At 75.4% G+C, this 17,301-nt stretch carries 13 protein-coding genes; 2 read left to right on the forward strand and 11 right to left on the reverse strand.

The genetic code is table 11. The features are described from left to right. Positions 1 to 103: 103 nt before the first annotated feature. The 11 genes from ACQRUO_RS25720 to ACQRUO_RS25770 form a co-directional block, all read right to left on the reverse strand. Positions 104 to 664 carry a hypothetical protein gene (locus tag ACQRUO_RS25720; RefSeq protein ID WP_428318432.1) on the reverse strand — a complete coding sequence of 187 codons (561 nt, stop codon included), beginning with the start codon at positions 662 to 664 and terminating at the stop codon, positions 104 to 106. Further along, positions 661 to 1,992, reverse strand: coding sequence for a DUF58 domain-containing protein (locus tag ACQRUO_RS25725; RefSeq protein ID WP_428318433.1), 1,332 nt, complete (start codon positions 1,990 to 1,992; stop codon positions 661 to 663). Before ACQRUO_RS25725 ends, ACQRUO_RS25720 begins: the two co-directional genes overlap by 4 nt. Then, positions 1,989 to 3,023 carry an AAA family ATPase gene (locus ACQRUO_RS25730; protein ID WP_428318434.1) on the reverse strand — a complete coding sequence of 345 codons (1,035 nt, stop codon included), beginning with the start codon at positions 3,021 to 3,023 and terminating at the stop codon, positions 1,989 to 1,991. Before ACQRUO_RS25730 ends, ACQRUO_RS25725 begins: the two co-directional genes overlap by 4 nt. Positions 3,024 to 3,092: 69 nt before the next feature. Continuing rightward, on the reverse strand, positions 3,093 to 3,740 hold the full coding sequence (locus ACQRUO_RS25735; protein ID WP_428318435.1) for a hypothetical protein: 648 nt from the start codon (positions 3,738 to 3,740) through the stop codon (positions 3,093 to 3,095). Continuing rightward, on the reverse strand, positions 3,737 to 4,861 hold the full coding sequence (locus ACQRUO_RS25740; protein ID WP_428318436.1) for a DUF4129 domain-containing protein: 1,125 nt from the start codon (positions 4,859 to 4,861) through the stop codon (positions 3,737 to 3,739). Before ACQRUO_RS25740 ends, ACQRUO_RS25735 begins: the two co-directional genes overlap by 4 nt. A gap of 133 nt (positions 4,862 to 4,994) precedes the next feature. Then, entirely contained in the window at positions 4,995 to 7,547 is a 2,553-nt protein-coding gene (locus ACQRUO_RS25745) for an ABC transporter permease (protein ID WP_428318437.1), read from the reverse strand. A 45-nt stretch (positions 7,548 to 7,592) separates the two neighbouring features. Beyond that, a complete protein-coding gene (locus ACQRUO_RS25750) occupies positions 7,593 to 8,354 on the reverse strand; it encodes an ABC transporter ATP-binding protein (protein ID WP_428318438.1) in 762 nt (253 codons plus the stop codon). Between the two features lie 251 nt (positions 8,355 to 8,605). After that, a complete protein-coding gene (locus ACQRUO_RS25755) occupies positions 8,606 to 10,711 on the reverse strand; it encodes a restriction endonuclease (RefSeq protein ID WP_428318439.1) in 2,106 nt (701 codons plus the stop codon). 66 nt (positions 10,712 to 10,777) lie between these two features. Then, a complete protein-coding gene (locus tag ACQRUO_RS25760; protein WP_428318440.1) occupies positions 10,778 to 11,539 on the reverse strand; it encodes a succinate dehydrogenase/fumarate reductase iron-sulfur subunit in 762 nt (253 codons plus the stop codon). Continuing rightward, positions 11,536 to 13,509, reverse strand: coding sequence for a fumarate reductase/succinate dehydrogenase flavoprotein subunit (locus ACQRUO_RS25765; RefSeq protein ID WP_428318441.1), 1,974 nt, complete (start codon positions 13,507 to 13,509; stop codon positions 11,536 to 11,538). The genes ACQRUO_RS25760 and ACQRUO_RS25765 overlap by 4 nt, the downstream gene beginning before the upstream one ends. Further along, the gene (locus ACQRUO_RS25770) at positions 13,506 to 14,225 is read right to left on the reverse strand and encodes a succinate dehydrogenase cytochrome b subunit (RefSeq protein WP_428318442.1); all 720 of its coding nucleotides are present in this window, start codon (positions 14,223 to 14,225) and stop codon (positions 13,506 to 13,508) included. Before ACQRUO_RS25770 ends, ACQRUO_RS25765 begins: the two co-directional genes overlap by 4 nt. Before the next feature lie 84 nt (positions 14,226 to 14,309). On the opposite strand from ACQRUO_RS25770, the gene ACQRUO_RS25775 reads away from it, so the two are divergent. Together ACQRUO_RS25775 and ACQRUO_RS25780 are read left to right on the forward strand one after the other, a co-directional pair. Continuing rightward, positions 14,310 to 15,248 (forward strand): LysR family transcriptional regulator, encoded by a 939-nt coding sequence (locus ACQRUO_RS25775; RefSeq protein ID WP_428318451.1) that lies wholly within the window; start codon positions 14,310 to 14,312, stop codon positions 15,246 to 15,248. A gap of 241 nt (positions 15,249 to 15,489) precedes the next feature. Next, positions 15,490 to 17,244, forward strand: a complete 1,755-nt coding sequence (locus tag ACQRUO_RS25780; RefSeq protein ID WP_428318443.1) for a hypothetical protein — start codon at positions 15,490 to 15,492, stop codon at positions 17,242 to 17,244. The last annotated feature ends 57 nt before the right edge of the window (positions 17,245 to 17,301 follow it).

A 17,301-nucleotide genomic window follows, 5' to 3' on the forward strand; every position in this document is an offset into this window, starting at 1 on the left:
GGGGGGGGGGGGGTGGGGGGGGTGTTGTGGGTTCTGGGGGGGGGGGGGGGGGGGGGGGGGGGGGGGGGGTGCCCCCCCACCCCCCCCCCCCCCCCCCCCCCCGTCACTCCGCCGCGGCCCGCCGCTCGTACAGGGTCAGCCCCACCGTCCCGGCCGTCGCGGCCACGCCCAGCGCCGCCAGCAGCCGGGCCAGGTCCGAGCGGTCGGTGGGGGCCACCGCCGCCAGCAGCACCAGCGCGGCGGCCGCGAAGGCGGCGGCCACCGCGGCCCGCGAGGCCGGCCGGGGCACCTCGCCACGGCCCTCGGTCCACAGCAGGTAGCCGAGCAGCAGCGCGGTGGTCGCCACCGCCGACCAGGCCCGCTGCGGGGAGAAGGCGGCGAGCAGCACCGCGGCCACCGCGAGCACCGTGCTGCGGTGCCGGTAGGCCCGGCGCAGCCAGTGGAACCGCAGCGGCAGCAGGTCCGTCCCCAACTCCACCGGCGGCGCCGCCCACCAGCCGAAGCCGGCGCCGAGCACCGCCAGCGCCACGCCGAAGGCCGCCGGGTGCCAGCCCGCCGGTTCCACCGCCGCCACCAGCAGCGCCGCACCCAGGCAGCGTCCGGCCAGGTGCTCGACGGCGGCCCCGCCGGGGCGAACCGCGGGGGTCGATCCGTTCTCCGTCACCGGTGCCTCCCGTGGATCCGGCCGCGCAGCAGGGGGGCGAGCGCCAGGTCCAGCGCCTCGCCGGGGGTGTGGGCGACCACCGGAACGCCCTTCTCGCTCAGTGCGAACCGCATCGCCTCGCGGTCGGCCCGCCACAGCCGCAGCGCCAGCCGGCCGATCTCGTCGCTCCCGTCGACCTCCGGGTCACCGGTCGGCACCTCCACCACGACCAGCGGGTTGCCGCGGTCGGCCAGGTCGCCCAGCACGTCGAGCACCCGCTGGTCGGCCAGCGGGGTGAAGGCGTACACCAGCGCGCCGGGCGGCAGCGCGGGCGGCGGCAGTCGGTGCAGGTCGGGGGTCTGGTAGCCGAGGTCGCGGCGCACGTCGAGCACGCTCTGCACGATCCGGTAGAAGTGCGCCTCGCCGGTGCCGGCCCGCAGCCAGCGGGTGGTGCCGCCGATCGAGACCACGCCGATCCGGTCGTGGGTGCGCAGGTAGGCGCGGGTCAGCCCGGCCGCGGCGCGCAGCGACTCGTCCAGCGAGGAGGTGCCGGTGACCGGGTCGCGGAAGTCGCCGAGCGCGTCCAGCAGCAGCACCGTGTCGACCGCCCGTTCGGCGCTGAACTGGTTGACCTGGATGCTGCCGCGCCGGGTGGTGGACGGCCAGTGGATCCGCCGCTGCCGCTCGCCCCAGACGTGCGGGCGCACCCCGTTGACCTCGACGCCCTCGCCGCGCTGGCGGGTGGTGTGCTCGCCCAGCCGCTCCGGCAGCCGCACCGGGATCGGGGTCAGCCGGCTGCTGCCCGGGACCGGGAAGACCTCCAGCTCGCCGAGGTCGACCCGGACCGTGCGGCGGGTCAGGTGCCCGCTGTCGTAGACGTCCAGGTCGACGTGGCCGATCCGCCAGCGGCCCCAACGGGTGGCGGTCAGGGTCAGCGTCAGGGCGTCCGGGCCGATCCGCTCGGCGGTCAGCTCGATCCCCGGGCCGAGCGTGCTCACCGGGTCGAGCAGGCCGATCCCGCCGTCGTGGTGCACCCGGATCCGGGCGGCCAGCGCCTCGCCCTCGAAGCAGCGGCGGGCGCTGACCTCGGCGGCGGCCTCGATCCGGGTCGGCCGGGTGCGGCCGGGGGCGGCCATGGTCAGCAGCACCGCCGGGCCGGCCGCCAGCGCGAACAGCCAGGGCCGGCCGGTGAGCAGCGCGGCGAGCACCGCCACCACGGCCACGGTGAGCAGCCGCAGCGTGCTCCGGCTCGGCCGCCAGCCGGGCGGGGGCGGCAGGGCGTCGTCGAGCGGGCGGCGGCCGGACGCCGGGTCGGCCGCGTCCCGGTCCTCGGCCAACGCGGTGCTCATGAGCGGGCGGTGGCGGCGTCGGCCGCCTCGAGGGGCCGGTCCGGCACCGTCCGCGGGGAGGGCACCTGCGCCACCAGCGCGGCCAGCACCTGGTCCGCGTCGACCTGGCGCACCCACAACTCCGGCTTCAGGGTGACCCGGTGGGCCAGCGCCGGGACCGCAACGGCCTTGACGTCCTCCGGGGTCACGAAGTCGCGCCCGTCCAGCACCGCCTTGGCGCGGGCCAGCTGGACCAGGGCGAGGCCGCCGCGCGGCGAGGCGCCGACCTGGATCTGCGGGTGCGAGCGGGTCGCGTCGATCAGCGCGACCACGTACCCGACCAGGTCGTCGGAGACCTCCACCCGCTCCAGCGCGTCCCGCATCGCGAGCACCGTGGCCGGGTCGGCCAGCGGCTGCAGCACCGCCTCGGGCGCCGCCCGGTCGATCCGGGCCCGCAGCATCCGGGCCTCCAGCTCGGTGGCCAGGTAGCCCATCCGCACCCGCAGCAGGAAGCGGTCCAGCTGGGCCTCGGGCAGCGCGTAGGTGCCCTCGTACTCGATCGGGTTGGCGGTGGCGATCACCACGAACGGGTCGGGCAGCCGGTGGGTGGTGCCGTCGACCGACACCTGGGACTCGGCCATCGCCTCCAGCAGTGCCGCCTGGGTCTTGGGCGGGGTGCGGTTGATCTCGTCGGCCAGCAGCAGCCGGGTGAAGAGCGGGCCGGGACGGAAGACCATCTCGCCGCTGCGCTGGTCGTAGAAGGGCGCGCCGGAGACGTCGGAGGGCAGCAGGTCGGGGGTGAACTGGATGCGCCGGAAGTCCAGGCCGAGCGCGGTGGCGAAGGAGCGGGCCAGCAGGGTCTTGCCGAGGCCGGGCAGGTCCTCGATCAGCACGTGACCGCCGGCCAGCACGCCGAGCATGACCAGCTCCAGCGCCTCCGGCTTGCCGACCACGGCGCGTTCGATCTCGGTCAGCACCTCCCGGGCGAGCTTGCCGGCCTGCTGCGGAGTCAGGGTCTCGGGCGTGGCTGGGCTGGTCGCAGGGCTGGTCACAGGGGCCTCACAGGGATGAAGGGTTCGTGGCGGGGCTGGGGGAGCGGTCGGCCGGGCGGCACGGCCCGGTCAGAGCGCTTCCAGCCGGTCGATCAGCAGGGTCAGCACCTCGGGCGACAGGGCGCCGCCCGCCTCCGGGTGCGCGGGGTCGAGCCAGGGCCACACCTCGGGGCCGACCAGCGCGGCGGCCCGCGCCGGCTCGGCGCGCAGCGAGACGCCGTGCCGCTCGGCCAGCCTGGCGGCGTAGAGGCGGCGCAGCCGGGCGCGCAGCGGGTGCGGCGGGTTGGCGGGGTCGAGGCCGTTGCGCACGGTCCACCGCCAGTCGGACAGGCTCGGCGTCTGGCTGCCCATCAGCCGGGTCCGGGGCTGCCAGATGCGGGGCTCGCTGCCGGCGCCGACCACGTACCGGGCGGTGACCAGGGCGGCGCCGCCGAGCAGCACCGCACCGAGGCCCAGGCCGGGCAGGCCGGCGGCCAGGCCGAGCAGCAGCAGCGCGATCGGGACCAGTTGGCCGAGCACCACCAGGGTGTGCCGGACCGAGCCGAAGTCGACGGGCTCCGCGGCGCCGGAAGCGCTCCGGGCCTCGCTGCGGGCGGCGGCGCGGGCGTCGGCGGCCCGGACGTCCGCCATGCTGCGGTTGATCCGGTCCACCCGGGCGCCGCGCCGGGCGGCGCGCATCGGGTTGTTGGAGCTGGAGAGGCGGTCGTCCCGGTTCATCGGCTCGCTCCTGGGGGCAGCAGCGGCTCGGCGGAGCCGTTCGGGTCACCCGCGCGGGTCGGGTCGGGCGCCGCGGTCGCGGCCGCGTGCTCGGCGAGCTGGGCGGCGATCGCGTCCAGCGCGGCCTCGGCCCGGCGCAGGTGCTCCTCGCCCATCGGGTGGCGGGAGAAGCGCGCCTCGTGGAAGAGCGCGGTGAGGTCGCGGGCGTCCGCGCCGCGCAGGGTGCCGCCGGCGACCGCGCGCTCCAGCAGGTCGGTGGGGCTGTCGGCGATCAGCCGCTCGACACCGGAGGCGGCCAGCGAGTCCTCCATCGCCACGTAGCAGTCGATCACCGCGGTGCGGGCGTCGGTGACGCTCAGCAGGGCCCGGCGGGCCGAGCCGATCGCCTCGGCGAGGTCCGGTTCGCGCTCGGCGGTGCGCACCCGGGTCAGCTGCGGCACGGTGACCTGCCGCAGCCGGCGCCAGATCAGCAGCACCGCCACCAGCAGCCCCAGCACCAGGCCGCCCACGCCGATCTCCAGCAGCAGGTGGACCAGGCCTGGGTTGCCGTTGTAGCCGCTCGGGACGGGTGTCGGGGCGCTGTGCTTCCCGACGGGCAGGGGCGGCCGCCTCCCAAAAGGCGGCAGGGCCGGGCCGGGGTCCCGGTTGTCGACGTTGTGGAGCACCAGCAGCAGCACCGGCAGGCCCAGCGCCGCCGCGATCAGCAGGCGCAGCGCCGCGTCCTTCAGCCGTTCGGCGCGCAGCGGCAGGTCGGTCAGGTGCCGGACCTGGGCCCGGTAGTACCGCAGGGTGCGTTCCAGCAGCACCAGCCAGCCGAGGCAGAGCAGCAACAGCAGCCCGAACTGGTCGGAGAGCGGTGCCGCGCCGCCGTGGAACAGGCCGGTGGTGGGCCGCAGCACCAGGGCTGCGAGCGCCAGTCCGGCGGTGGCGGCCAGGGCCAGCGTCCAGCGCAGGCGGTCCGGCTCGCGGTCGGGCCGGTCGGGGCCGTGCCGGTCGGTTTCGGGCCGGTCGGCAGCGGCCCGGTTCGGGTCGTGCAGGTCCGGGCCGTGCGGGTCCGGTCCGTCGGTCGTGCTGCCCGGCCGCGCGGCGGCCGGGCGTGCGGGACTGCTCGGTGCAGCCATCTGCGTGCTCCCCCTCAAGTCGGGTCCGCCCACAGTCCGGTGCCGGCCCGATCGGAGTGCAGCTTGGCACAGTGTCCGAACCAGTGTCAGCACCGGGGGTTGCCAGGAGCGCATTAAGACGGCCGGCCCGGCTTCAGCCGGCCTTGATGCTCTCCAGCACGTCCAGCCGGGCCGCCCGCCGGGCCGGCCAGACGGCGGCCAGCAGGCCCACCAGCGCGGCGGCGGCGACGAAACCGAGCATCGGCAGCGGCGGCACCACCGTGGTCAGCTGCTTGAAGTCGCCGGCGATGGTCCGGTTGCCGGCCCACGCCGTCAGCACCCCGAGGCCCACCCCGAGCACCCCGCCGAGCAGCGCGATCAGCAGCGACTCCAGCCGCACCATCCGCCGCACCCCGCGCCGGTCCAGGCCGACCGCGCGCAGCATCCCGATCTCCCGGCGCCGCTCGAAGACCGACATCGCCATCGTGTTGACCACGCCCAGCACCGCGATCACCACGGACATCCCGAGCAGGCCGTACATGATGTTCAGGGCCGCGCTCAGCATCTGCCGGTTCTCCTTCCTGAGGTCGTCCTGGCCCTTGACCGCGATCAGCGGGTTGCCGCCGGTCGCGTCCTGCAGCGCCTGCCTGAGCGCCGGGTCGGCCCCGTGCACGCCCTTGACCAGCACCTTGTCCGGGCCCTGGCCGGCGCTGTGCGGGGCCAGTAGCGCGTCGGGCGCGATCAGGCCGCTGAGCACCGAGTTGTCGGCCACCACACCGCCGACGGTGAGGCTGGCGCTGCTGCCGTCCGGGTAGGTCACGGCCAGCGTGTCGCCGACCTTGACCGCCTCGCTGTCCGCATAGCCCCGGGTGACCAGGAGTTGACCCTTCGTCAGGGCGTCGCCCGCCCCGGCGGTCGGGGTCAGGGTGGCCAACTGCCCGATGCTGTCCGGGTTCACGCCGGCGATCCAGCGGGTCTGGTCGCCCGACTGCACCGGCACCTGGCGCAGCACGCTGCTCGCGGCCACCCCGGGGGCGCCCGCGATCTGCGGCGCCACCTGGTCGTCCAGCTGCGCGAAGTTCTGCATGGCGACGGTGTAGTCGGCCTTCAGGTCGGTGCCGGCCGCCTGGTCGACGGCCTTGTTGACCGAGGCGCCGACCACGGTGAGCGCGGTGATCAGGGTGACCCCGATGGTCAGCGCGGAGGCGGTGGCGGCGGTGCGGCGCGGGTTGCGCAGCGCGTTCTCCCGGGCCAGCTTGCCGGGGCTGCCGTAGAGCTTCTGGAAGACCGGCGCGAGCAGCGCGATCAGCGGGCGGGAGAGCAGCGGGGTGAGGACGAAGACGCCGACCAGCAGCACGCCCGCGCCCGCGCCGACCGTGTTGGTGCTCTTGCTGCCCGACCCCAGCACCAGCAGGGCGGTGCCGGCGGCGGCGATCAGCGCGCCGATGGTGTTGCGGATCACCAGGCTCTTCTGGGTGGCCGGCAGTTCGACGCTGCTCATCGCGGCCACCGGGGCGATCCGGGCGGCCCGCCGGGCCGGCAGCCAGGCGGCCAGCACGGTGACCAGCACGCCGACCGCGAGCGCGGTCAGCACCGTGGTCGGGCTGACGATCAGCGGGCCGTCGGGCAGGTTGGCCTGCCCCGGGCCGTTCAGCACCCAGCGCAGCCCGGCCGCGACGCCGGTGCCGGCCAGCAGCCCGCCGACCGAGGCGAACAGGCCCACCAGCAGCGCCTCGACCAGCACCGAGCGGGTGATCTGCCTGCGGCTGGCGCCGATCGCCCGCAGCAGCGCCAGCTCCCGGGTGCGCTGGGCGACCAGCATGGTGAAGGTGTTGGCGATGATGAAGATGCCGACGAAGAGCGAGATGCCGGCGAAGACCAGCAGCATGGAGCTCAGGCTGCGGGTGGCGACGGTGATCGCCTGGTCCTGCTGGGCCTGCAGCTGCCGCCCGGTCTGCGCGGTGAACTCGCCGCCGGCCGGCAGCACCTGCTGCACCCGGCCGAGCAGCACCTGGTCGTCGGTGCCCGGCCTGGCGGCGACGTCGAGCTCGTTGAACTGCCCCGGGGTCAGGTAGAGCCGCTGGGCGGTGGCGGTGTCGAAGGCGGCCAGCGAGCCGCCCGCGGTCACCCGCGGGTCGTTGACGTGCAGCAGGCCGACCAGCTTCAGCTGCATCACCGGCCCGTTGACGGCCACCCGCACGGTGTCGCCGACCCGGTAACCGCCGCGCTCGGCGGTCCTGGTGTCCAGCGCCACCTCCCCGGAGCCCACCGGGCCGCGGCCGGCGGCCAGCGGGTAGCGGCTGTCGTCGCCGTCCGGGCCGGGCACGTAGTTGGTGCCGGTGGTGGAGAAGCCGTCGCCGATCAGCTTGCCCCGGCGGTCGGCGATGCCGGCGAACCCGCCGACCACGCCACGGGCCTCGGCGGCCCCCGGCAGGGCGGCGACCGCCTGCCGGGTCTGCTCGGTCAGGTGGGCGGTGACGCCCTTCTGCAGGCCGTGGGCGTAGCCGTTGCTGACCGCGCCGTCGTCGCTGACCGAGACGGCGATGCCGGTGAAGCTCCGGGCGTTCTGCGACTTGAGCGCGCTGCCGAGGGTGTCGGTGAAGACCAGGGTGCCGGCCACGAAGGCGGTGCCGAGCAGCACGGCGAGCACGGTCATCAGCAGCCGGGCCTTGTGGGCCAGGACGTTGCGCAGGGCGGTGCGGTACATGGTGGTCGGTCTTCCCCGGGATTCTCTGGGTGGCGTGCCGGTTGGTCAGCTGGTGCGGCCGGCGCCGTCGAAGCGGCGCATCCGGTCCAGCACGGTGTCCGGGGTGGGCAGCGACAGCTCGTCCACGATCCGCCCGTCGGCCAGGAAGACCACCCGGTCCGCGTAGCTGGCCGCCACCGGGTCGTGGGTCACCATGACCACGGTCTGGCCCAGTTCGCGCACCGAGTTCTGCAGGAAGGCGAGGATCTCGGCGCCGGCCCGGGAGTCCAGGTTGCCGGTCGGCTCGTCGGCGAAGACGATCGCCGGGCGGCCGGCCAGCGCCCGGGCGCAGGCCACCCGCTGCTGCTGGCCGCCGGAGAGCTGGGCCGGGCGGTGGTGCAGCCGGCCGGCCAGGCCCACGGTGGCCACCACCCGATCCAGCCACTCCTGGTCCACCTTGCGCCCGGCGATGTCCATCGGCAGCGTGATGTTCTCCGCCGCGGTCAGCGTGGGCAGCAGGTTGAAGGCCTGGAAGACGAAGCCCAGCCGGTCCCGGCGCAGCCGGGTCAGCGCCCGGTCGTTCAGCCCGACCAGCTCGGTGTCGCCGATCCGGGCCGAGCCCGAGGTGGCGGTGTCCAGCCCGGCCAGGCAGTGCATGAGGGTCGACTTGCCCGAGCCGGACGGGCCCATGATCGCGGTGAACTCACCGGGCCGGAAGGTCACGCTGACCCGGTCCAGCGCCACCACCCTGGTCTCGCCGGAGCCGTAGACCTTGGTCAGCTCGACCGCCTCGGCGGCGGCTGCGGTGCGGGTCAGGGTGGTGGGCATGGCGGCGCGCTCCCGGGGACGGACGGGCGGGTGTCAGGTTCCGTTCCATCCTGGTGGCCGCCCGGGCGCGCGCCGTCGCTCCGTCGAACGGTTGCCCGGGCCCCGGCCGGAGGGGCGGCGGGGCGGCCTCTCCTCCTCAGGTATGACGTGCCCCGGAAATGCGCCGCCGGGTGCAACCGGACGGCCGCCCCGCGCCGTCCGGTCCCGAGCCCTCCGGCAGGCCCCGGTCAGCTCCCTCCGGCACGCCCCGGTCAGCCGACGTCCACCCCGCGCCCGGTGGCCAGGCCGGCCAGCCCGCCGGACACCGGGTGCACCGCCGGCTCGAACCGCCACTCCCCGTCCGGGCCGCTGCGGCGCAGCGCGCCCAGCTCCAGCACGCTCCCCGGGAGCCCGGCGGTGTCCCCGGCCCAGCGGTGCAGCTCCAACTGCGAGTCGGCGTCGGTCACCAGCAGCGCCAGCCCGCGCAGCCGGTCCAGCGGCAGCGCCGGCCCGGGGTCCTCCTCGGTGGAGACCGCGAGCACCACCTCCTCGACCCCCGGCCCCAGCCGGTCCAGCGCGACCGTCAGCAGCGCGCTGCGCAGCGGCCCGGCCGTGCCGGTCGGGCTCAACCGGACCGCGCCGGCCGGATCGGCGGGGTTGTTGAAGAAGACGAAGTGCTCGTCGCCCAGCACCCGGCCGCCCGCGCAGAGGAAGGCGGAGACGTCCAGCTCCGCGGCACCGCCGTCGGCGGCCCGGGCCTGCCAGTCGAGGCGCAGCGCGACGTTGCGCGGCCCGCCGCCCGGCCGGCCGGCGGGGGCCGGGCCGAGCCGCCCGCGCAGCCCCTGCTCGGCCAGCAGCTCCACCAGCTCCGGCCCGTTCACCAGCGACAGCGGCTTGTTGCGGATGTAGTCGTAGGAGCCGCGCCCGAAGTGCGCCGTGGTCACCAGGACGCCCTTGATCGCGCCGTGGTGGCGCACGGTGCTGTCCAGGTCCCGCACGGCGGTGGGGGAGACGGTCGAGCGGTAGCGCTTGGCCTGGATCACGATCTTGCCGCCGGTCACCGGGTCCGGGTCGACGGCCACCACGTCCACCCCCTCGTCCCCGCTGCGCGCCGTCGTCTGCACCTGGTAGCCGCGGGCCCGGAACAGCTCCGCGATCAGGTCCTCGAAGGCGATCGGGTCCATGGTGTAGAGGTCCGGGTCGTCGTCGCCGTGCTCCAGCACCCGGGCCCCCACGTCCGCGGGCCGCCGCTCGGGCGGCACCTCCGCCGGCCGCTCCGGCCGGGCGGACAGCCGCCCGCCCAGGCCCTCCAGGCACTCCACCGGCGCCACCCGGGAGAGCGCGATCCGGCCGAACGCGGCTCGCGAGGCGGCCACCGCCACCAGCACCCGCTCGGCCTCCCGCCCGGTGGCCGGGTCGGTGCCCCGCACCAGGCCGTTGAGCGCCACCGAGTCGACCAACTGCTCCCGGTCGGCCCGGAACAGCTCGGCCAGCACCCGCAGCGCGCTCTGCGCCAGCACCTCGCGGTAGAGCCGCCTGCGCTCGGCCGCCGGGCGGGCGACCGGGACCTGCCGGTCGTCGGCCTTCACGTACCGCACCCGGGCGTGCTCGGGCACCACCTCGACGTCGGGCAGCTCCCAGTCGACCAGCAGCTGGCGCAGCGTCGGGTCCCAGGCCAGCGTGTGCCGGTGCGGGAAGGCGGCCGGCCACTGCGCTCCGCCGTACAGCACCGCGCCGAAGTACTCGCGCACCGCCTCGTCCTCGCCGCGCGCCAGCCGCCCGGCCAGCTCCCGGGCGTTGGCGATCCGCTCGGCGTCCTGGCGCTGGTGCTCGGCCACCCACTCCTGGTAGCCGCGCTGGTACTCGGCCAGCTGCACCTGCCGGTCCCGCTCGGCGGCCTGCGCCTCCCGCAGGTCGCGCTGGTACTGCGCCTGCGCCTGGGTCTTCTGCTGCACGTAGTTGCGGAACTGGGCCCGGCCGCCGCCCAGGGTCACCTGGTAGCGGGCCGGGTCCGGCATCGGGACCGGGACGCCGAGCCGGCCCGGGTTGAAGGGGGCCGGCTGCCGGGCCGGCGTCAGCAGCGCGGTCAGCTCGAAGGCCGGCTGGGCCAGGCCGGCCCGCAGCACCCCGGTCAGCTCGGCCACCCGGGCGTCCAACTGCTCGGTCAGCTCGGCGGTCTCCGCCTCCCGGCCCTGCTGGTAGGCCAGCTGGGCCGCCCGCTCGTCGCGCACCGCCGCCAGCTGGGCCGCCCGTTCGGCCTGTGCCGCCTGCCGTTGCGCCGCCACCTGGGCCCGCTGCTGGGCCTGCTGCCGCCGCTTCTCCTGCCGCTGCAGCTCCGCCCAGACCGTCAGGACCCCGCTGCCCGCTCGCCTCGCCACCATCCACCCCTTCGCCTGCCGCAATTCGCGCACAGACACCTTAGGGTGTGTCAGGTGCCCGGGGGATCAGGGCCGTCCGACCCCACCACCACCGCGCCGGCCGGCCGCCAGGAACTCCCGGTTCAGCGTGGCGATCGCGTCCAGCCCGATGCCCTTGGGACAGGCGGTGGCGCACTCGCCGGTGTTGGTGCAGCCGCCGAAGCCCTCGGCGTCCATCGCCGCCACCATCGAGCGCACCCGGCCGCCGCGCTCCGGTGCGCCCTGCGGCAGCACGTTCAGGTGCACCACCTTGGCCGCGGTGAAGAGCATCGCCGAGCCGTTGGGGCAGGCCGCCACGCAGGCCCCGCAGCCGATGCACTCGGCGTGCTCGAAGGCCCGGTCCGCGGTCTCCTTGGGCACCGGGGTGGCGTGCGCCTCGGGGGCGCTGCCGGTGGGCGCGGTGATGTACCCGCCGGAGCCGATGATCCGGTCGAACGCCGAGCGGTCCACCACCAGGTCCTTGACCACCGGGAAGGCCGCCGAGCGCCACGGCTCCACGTCGATCACGTCGCCGTCCGCGAAGTGCCGCAGGTGCAGCTGGCAGGTGGTGGTGCGCTCGGGGCCGTGCGCCTGCCCGTTGATCACCATGCCGCAGGCGCCGCAGATCCCCTCCCGGCAGTCGTGGTCGAAGGCGATCGGCACCTCGCCGCGCTCGATCAGCTGCTCGTTGAGGGTGTCCAGCAGCTCCAGGAAGGACATGTCCGCACTGGCCCCGGTGACCTGGTAGGTGGTCAGCGCGCCGGGTGCGTCCGGTCCGGCCTGCCGCCAGACCCGCAGGGTGAGGTTCATGAGTAGCTCCGCTGGGTGGGGTGGACCTCGGTGAAGGTGAGCTCTTCGCGGTGGAGCACGGGGGCGGCGCCGGTGTACTCCCAGGCGGCCACGTAGCCGAACTCCTCGTCCTTGCGGGCGGCTTCGCCGCTCTCGGTCCGGCTCTCGGTGCGGAAGTGGCCGCCGCAGGACTCGGTGCGGTGCAGCGCGTCCAGGCACATCAGCTCGGCCAGCTCGAAGTAGTCGACCAGCCGGTTGGCCTTCTCCAGCGTCTGGTTGAGCTCGGCGCCGGTGCCGGGCACCCGCAGCCGCCGCCAGAACTCGGCGCGCAGCCGGGGGATCCCGGCCAGCGCCCGGCGCAGGCCGGCCGCCGTCCGGGCCATCCCGCACTCGTCCCAGAGCAGGCTGCCGAGCTCCCGGTGGAAGGACTCGGGGGAGCGGTCGCCGCCCACGGCCAGCAGCCGCTTCAACCGGTCCCCGGTCTGCGCGGTCACCGCGGCCAGCTGCGGGTGGTCGGCCGGCACCGGGTCGGCGGGGGCGCCGGCCAGGTAGTCGGCGAGCGTGGCGGGCAGCACGAAGTAGCCGTCGGCCAGGCCCTGCATCAGGGCGCTGGCGCCCAGCCGGTTGGCGCCGTGGTCGGAGAAGTTGGCCTCGCCGATCGCGAACAGGCCCGGCACGGTGGTCTGCAGGTCGTAGTCGACCCAGAGGCCGCCCATGGTGTAGTGGATCGCCGGGTAGATCCGCATCGGCACCCGGTAGGGGTCCTCCGCGGTGATCCGCTGGTACATCTCGAAGAGGTTCCCGTACCTGGCCGCCACCGCGGCCCGCCCGAGCCGCTCGATCGCGTCGGCGAAGTCCAGGTAGACGCCCTGGCCGCCGGGGCCGACGCCGCGGCCCTCGTCGCAGACGTTCTTCGCGGCCCGGGAGGCGATGTCGCGCGGCACCAGGTTGCCGAAGGCCGGGTAGAGCCGCTCCAGGTAGTAGTCCCGCTCCTCGGGCGGGATCAGCTCCGGCGCCCGGGTGTCGCCGGCCCGGCTGGGCACCCAGATCCGCCCGTCGTTGCGCAGTGACTCGCTCATCAGGGTCAGCTTGGACTGGTGCTCGCCCGAGCGCGGGATGCAGGTGGGGTGGATCTGGGTGAAGCAGGGGTTGGCGAAGAGGGCGCCGCGCCGGTGGGCCCGCCAGATCGCGGTGGCGTTGGAGTTCTTGGCGTTGGTGGACAGGTGGAAGACGTTGCCGTAGCCGCCGGTGGCCAGCACCACGGCGTCCGCGAGGTACGTGCGCAGCTCGCCGGTGACCAGGTCGCGGGCGAGGATCCCGCGGGCCCGACCGTCGATCACGATCAGGTCCAGCATCTCGGTGCGCGGGTGCATCTCCACCTGGCCGGCCGCGATCTGCCGGGACAGCGCCTGGTAGGCGCCGAGCAGCAGTTGCTGTCCGGTCTGGCCGCGGGCGTAGAAGGTGCGGGAGACCTGGACCCCGCCGAACGAGCGGGTGTCCAGCAGACCGCCGTACTCGCGGGCGAACGGCACGCCCTGCGCCACGCACTGGTCGATGATCTCCACCGAGACCTGGGCCAGCCGGTGCACGTTGGACTCCCGGGCGCGGAAGTCGCCGCCCTTGACGGTGTCGTAGAAGAGCCGGCGGATCGAGTCGCCGTCGTTGCGGTAGTTCTTGGCCGCGTTGATGCCGCCCTGCGCGGCGATCGAGTGAGCGCGCCTGGGGGAGTCCTGGAAGCAGAACTGGAGCACCCGGTAGCCCTGTTCGGCCAGCGTGGCGCCGGCGGCGCCGCCGGCCAGGCCGGTGCCCACCACGATCACCGTCCGGGCGCGGCGGTTGGCCGGGTTGACCAGCCTGGCCTCGAACCGGCGGCGGTCCCAGCGCTCGGCGATCGGGCCGGCGGGGGCCTTGGCGTCGGCGATCGGGGCGCCGACGGTGAACTGCTCGTAGTCGGTTCGGTTCTGGTGCTCGGTGTGCGCGTACTCGGTCATCGGACCACTCCCGCCATCACGGCGATCGGAACGGACAGGAACCCGGCGGTCAGCAGCAGCGCCAGCAGGTTCGCGGTGAACTTCAGCGCCCGGTCGCGGCGCGGGTTGTTCAGGCCCAGGGTCTGCGCGGCGCTCCAGAAGCCGTGCCGGACGTGCAGCCCGAGGGCCAGCATCGCCACGCAGTAGATGCCGCCGTCGTACCAGGTGTGGAAGGCGCCGACGACGTTCTGGTACGGGTGGCCGGGCTCGGCGACCGGGTTCACGGTCAGCGTGGTCAGGTCGAGGATGTGCCAGACGACGAAGAGCGCCAGGATCACCCCGCCCCAGCGCATGGTGCGGGTGGCGTACGTCTGCCGGGCGCGGGTGTGCCGGTAGCCGGTGGGGCGGGCGGCCAGGTCGCGCCGGCTCAGCTGGTAGGCGGCCACCCCGTGCACCACGACGGCGGCCACCAACGTGGTCCGGGCGATCCAGAGGAACCACGCGTGGCCCAGGAACGGCTGCCCGATGGTGCGCAGCCAGGCCGCGTAGCCGTTCAGCTCGCCGGGCCCGAAGAAGATCTTCAGGTTGCCGATCATGTGGAGCACCAGGTAGCCCAGCAGCACCAGGCCGCTGGCCGCCATGGCCGCCTTCTTGCCGACGCTCGACCGCCAGAGGAGGGCCAAGGTGCCCTGGGCCCGTGCGGTTCGACGCGGCCGGGATGCCGTTGTCACTGCCATGTGGGAAACGGTAGGAAGCGCGCCGGTGATCCGTCCAAGACAGGTTGCGGCTCGTGACGATAGGAACTGCCTATGCTGGCTGCTGTGCAACTGCAGCAGCTCCGCTACTTCACCGCCGTCGCCGAGACCCGGCACTTCACCCGCGCCGCCGAGCGGGAGCACGTCGCCCAGCCCTCGCTCTCCCAGCAGATCCGGTCACTGGAGCGGGAGTTGGGGGCCGAGCTGTTCCACCGGGCGCGCGGCCACATCGCGTTGACCGATGCCGGGCAGGCGCTGCTGCCGCTGGCCAGGCGGATCCTGGCGGACGCCGAGAGCGCCCGCCGCGCCGTGCAGGAGACCGTGCAGCTGCGCCGCGGCCGGGTCCGGCTGGGGGCGCCGCCGAGCCTGTGCACCAGCCTGGTGCCCGACGTGCTGCGCAGCTACCGGGCCCGGTACCCGGGCGTCGAGCTGCTGGTCCGCGAGGACGGCTCGCGCGACCTGGTCCGCACCCTGGCCGCCGGCGAGCTGGACCTCGCGCTGATCATCACACCGCAGGCCGGCGCGGCGCCCGGACTGGCGGTCACCGAGCTGCTCTACGAGGACCTGGTGCTGGTCTCGGCCACCCCGTCGCGCCGCCGCCGGGCCCGGATCGAGGACCTGCGCGGCCGGCCGCTGGTGATGTTCCGCGAGGGCTACGACCTGCGCGAGGCCACCCTGACGGCCTGCCGGGCGGCCGGGTTCGAGCCCGAGTTCGCGGTCGAGGGCGGCGAGATGGACGCGGTGCTCGGCTTCGTCCGGGCCGGGCTCGGCCCGGCCGTGCTGCCCGGCATGGTCGCCGCGCGCAGTGGACTGGCCGTCACCCCGTTCGCCGCTCCCGGCATCGGCCGGGTGATCGCGCTGGCCCGCGGGGCGGAGCTGCCGCTGGGCCGCGCGGCCGCCGCGCTGCACCGGGTGCTGCTCGAGCACCTCGCCGAGGCCGGCCGGGCCGGGGCGCTGCCGCCCGGCACCCGGCTGTTGACGGATCGGACACAAACCGAGTCGTGAGCTGACGAATCATCAGAAAATCAGGATGCGGACGACCGGTCGCGGCACAGCCGCGGCCACGGGGGCCGGGTGCGTGCAAGCCTCGAACGCCCACCCGTATCCTGGCCTACCAGCACGGACGCCGAGCGCGGGACCAGCACCACCCCGCACCGGCCGCCGTCCTACACGCTCAACCTGCCGCAGTCTTGCCCGACAGTCTGCCCGCACTCGAACCGGACGGTTCTCAATGACAGTACTTCCCGTGCAGAACGCCGATGTACCGCCGCAGGACCGCTCGGCCGGTCCTGCCGCCGACCGCGCGCCGGACCTCCGCGAGGACCTGCTCCGGTACGCCGAGCTGGGCGGTTTCACCCTCTCCGTCGAGACCCACGCCTGGTACGCGGCTGCCGCCACCGTGACCGGCGCCGAGGAGGCCAGGGCCGCCTCCACCGTCCTGGCCGAGGTCCGCGGCTGCGACCTCACCGTGCTGCGCGAGGCCGCCGCCCTGCTGGCCGGCGAGGCCGCGCTGCGCGAGCCCACCACGCTGACCGAGGTGCTCACCCTGGTCGCCCTGCTCCGCCGGGTCCGGGAGACCGCGGCCACGCTGCGCAGCGGCGCCTACGAGGCCGACCTGGACGCGCTCGCCGCAGCCACCGCCAGTGGCAGCTGGCGCAAGGAGCGCGGGCTGCGGATCTCCTGGGGCCGCCGCCGCAAGCTGCGCGCCGAGGCCAAGCGGCTGGCCGTCGCCGACCGCCCGCGCCGCGAGGCGCTGCACTCCGCGCTGCTCGCCGCCGCCGCCGAGCGCGCCGACTGGCAGGCCCTCGCCCCGGCCCCCGGCACCACCGCCCGCCCGGTCGACGCCGAACTGCTGGAGAGCACCGGCCTGGCCGCCGACACCCTCGTCGCCGCGCTGCGCGGGCTCGGGCGGCTGCTGGCCGACCGTGACCTGATCGAGCTTCCGTTCGCCGAGCTGGCGGACCTGGTGGACGCCCTCGCCGCCGACGAGGGCACCCTGTTCCGGCTCCCCGAGCTGCGCACCCTGCGCGCCGGCCTGGAGCAGGCACCGGAACTGGCCGAACTGCTGGCCGAACTCACCGAGGCCCGGGCGGACCGCATGGGGGCCCGCCTCGCCTACGACCACCTGCTGGACGAGGAACTGCCGGAGGACGTCGCGGCGGACCCGGAGGCCGAGGTCGGGTTCGAGGCCGAGGCTGAGGACGTGGCCGAGGCCGCGGAGGCCGAGGACGTCGCCGAGGTCGAGGCGCCGGCCACCATCGCGGTCCCGGCCCAGGCCGCCGCGGAGCCCGACCTCACGGGGTGGGCGGAGCCGGTCGCGGAGGTTGAGGTCGAGGTTGAGGCCGAGGACGTGGCTGAGGCCGAGGTCGAGCCGATCACCGAGGTCGAGGTCGAGCCGATCGTCGAGCCCGAGCCCGCCCCGGTCGCCGAGGTCGAGGTCGTCGAGCCGACCGCCGAGGTCGAGCCCGCCCCTGTGGCCGAGGCCGCTCCCGCCGTCGAGGCCGAGGTCGAGGCCGAGCCGGCCGCCGAGCTCCCCGAGCCCGTCACCGAGCTCCCCGAGCCCGTCACCGAGCTCCCCGAGCCCGAGCCGGCCGTCGAGCCCGAGGCCGTGATCGAGCCGGTCGTCGAGCCCGTCACCCCCGAATCCGAGCCCGCCACCGAGCCCGAGCCCGAACCGGTGCTCGAAGCCGAGTCCACCCCCGCCCCCGCGGAGGAGCCCGAGGTCATCGAGGCGCCCACCGAAGCCCCCGCCGAGGCCGCCGCGCCCGCTCGCCGCCCCCGGCGTCCGAAGCGGCCCGAGCTCACCGCCGGTCGCCCGATCACCGCGTACTCGGCCGAGGAGCTGGAGGCGCTGGTCCGCTGGATCGACAGCGACTTCGTCACCCGCAGCGACGACGAGCTGCTCCGCGCCGCCATGAAGGAGCTGGGCTTCGCCCGGCTCGGCCCGCGGATCAAGGAGGCACTGGGCGCCGCGGTCTCCGCCGCCCGCCCCACCGAGTAACTCCCTGCACACCCGACCGGGGCCCGGCCCGAGCGCATCACCCGCTCGGTCCGGGCC

The organism is Kitasatospora sp. LaBMicrA B282 (assembly GCF_050325825.1).
Lineage (GTDB): Bacteria > Actinomycetota > Actinomycetes > Streptomycetales > Streptomycetaceae > Kitasatospora.

Bases quoted from the DNA above. Each gene is read 5' to 3' on its own strand.
- ACQRUO_RS25760 (WP_428318440.1), bottom strand. From the start codon at position 11,539: ATGAACCTCACCCTGCGGGTCTGGCGGCAGGCCGGACCGGACGCACCC.
- ACQRUO_RS25750 (WP_428318438.1), bottom strand. From the start codon at position 8,354: ATGCCCACCACCCTGACCCGCACCGCAGCCGCCGCCGAGGCGGTCGAG.
- ACQRUO_RS25770 (WP_428318442.1), bottom strand. From the start codon at position 14,225: ATGGCAGTGACAACGGCATCCCGGCCGCGTCGAACCGCACGGGCCCAG.
- ACQRUO_RS25765 (WP_428318441.1), bottom strand. From the start codon at position 13,509: ATGACCGAGTACGCGCACACCGAGCACCAGAACCGAACCGACTACGAG.
- ACQRUO_RS25725 (WP_428318433.1), bottom strand. From the start codon at position 1,992: ATGAGCACCGCGTTGGCCGAGGACCGGGACGCGGCCGACCCGGCGTCC.
- ACQRUO_RS25740 (WP_428318436.1), bottom strand. From the start codon at position 4,861: ATGGCTGCACCGAGCAGTCCCGCACGCCCGGCCGCCGCGCGGCCGGGC.
- ACQRUO_RS25745 (WP_428318437.1), bottom strand. From the start codon at position 7,547: ATGTACCGCACCGCCCTGCGCAACGTCCTGGCCCACAAGGCCCGGCTG.
- ACQRUO_RS25735 (WP_428318435.1), bottom strand. From the start codon at position 3,740: ATGAACCGGGACGACCGCCTCTCCAGCTCCAACAACCCGATGCGCGCC.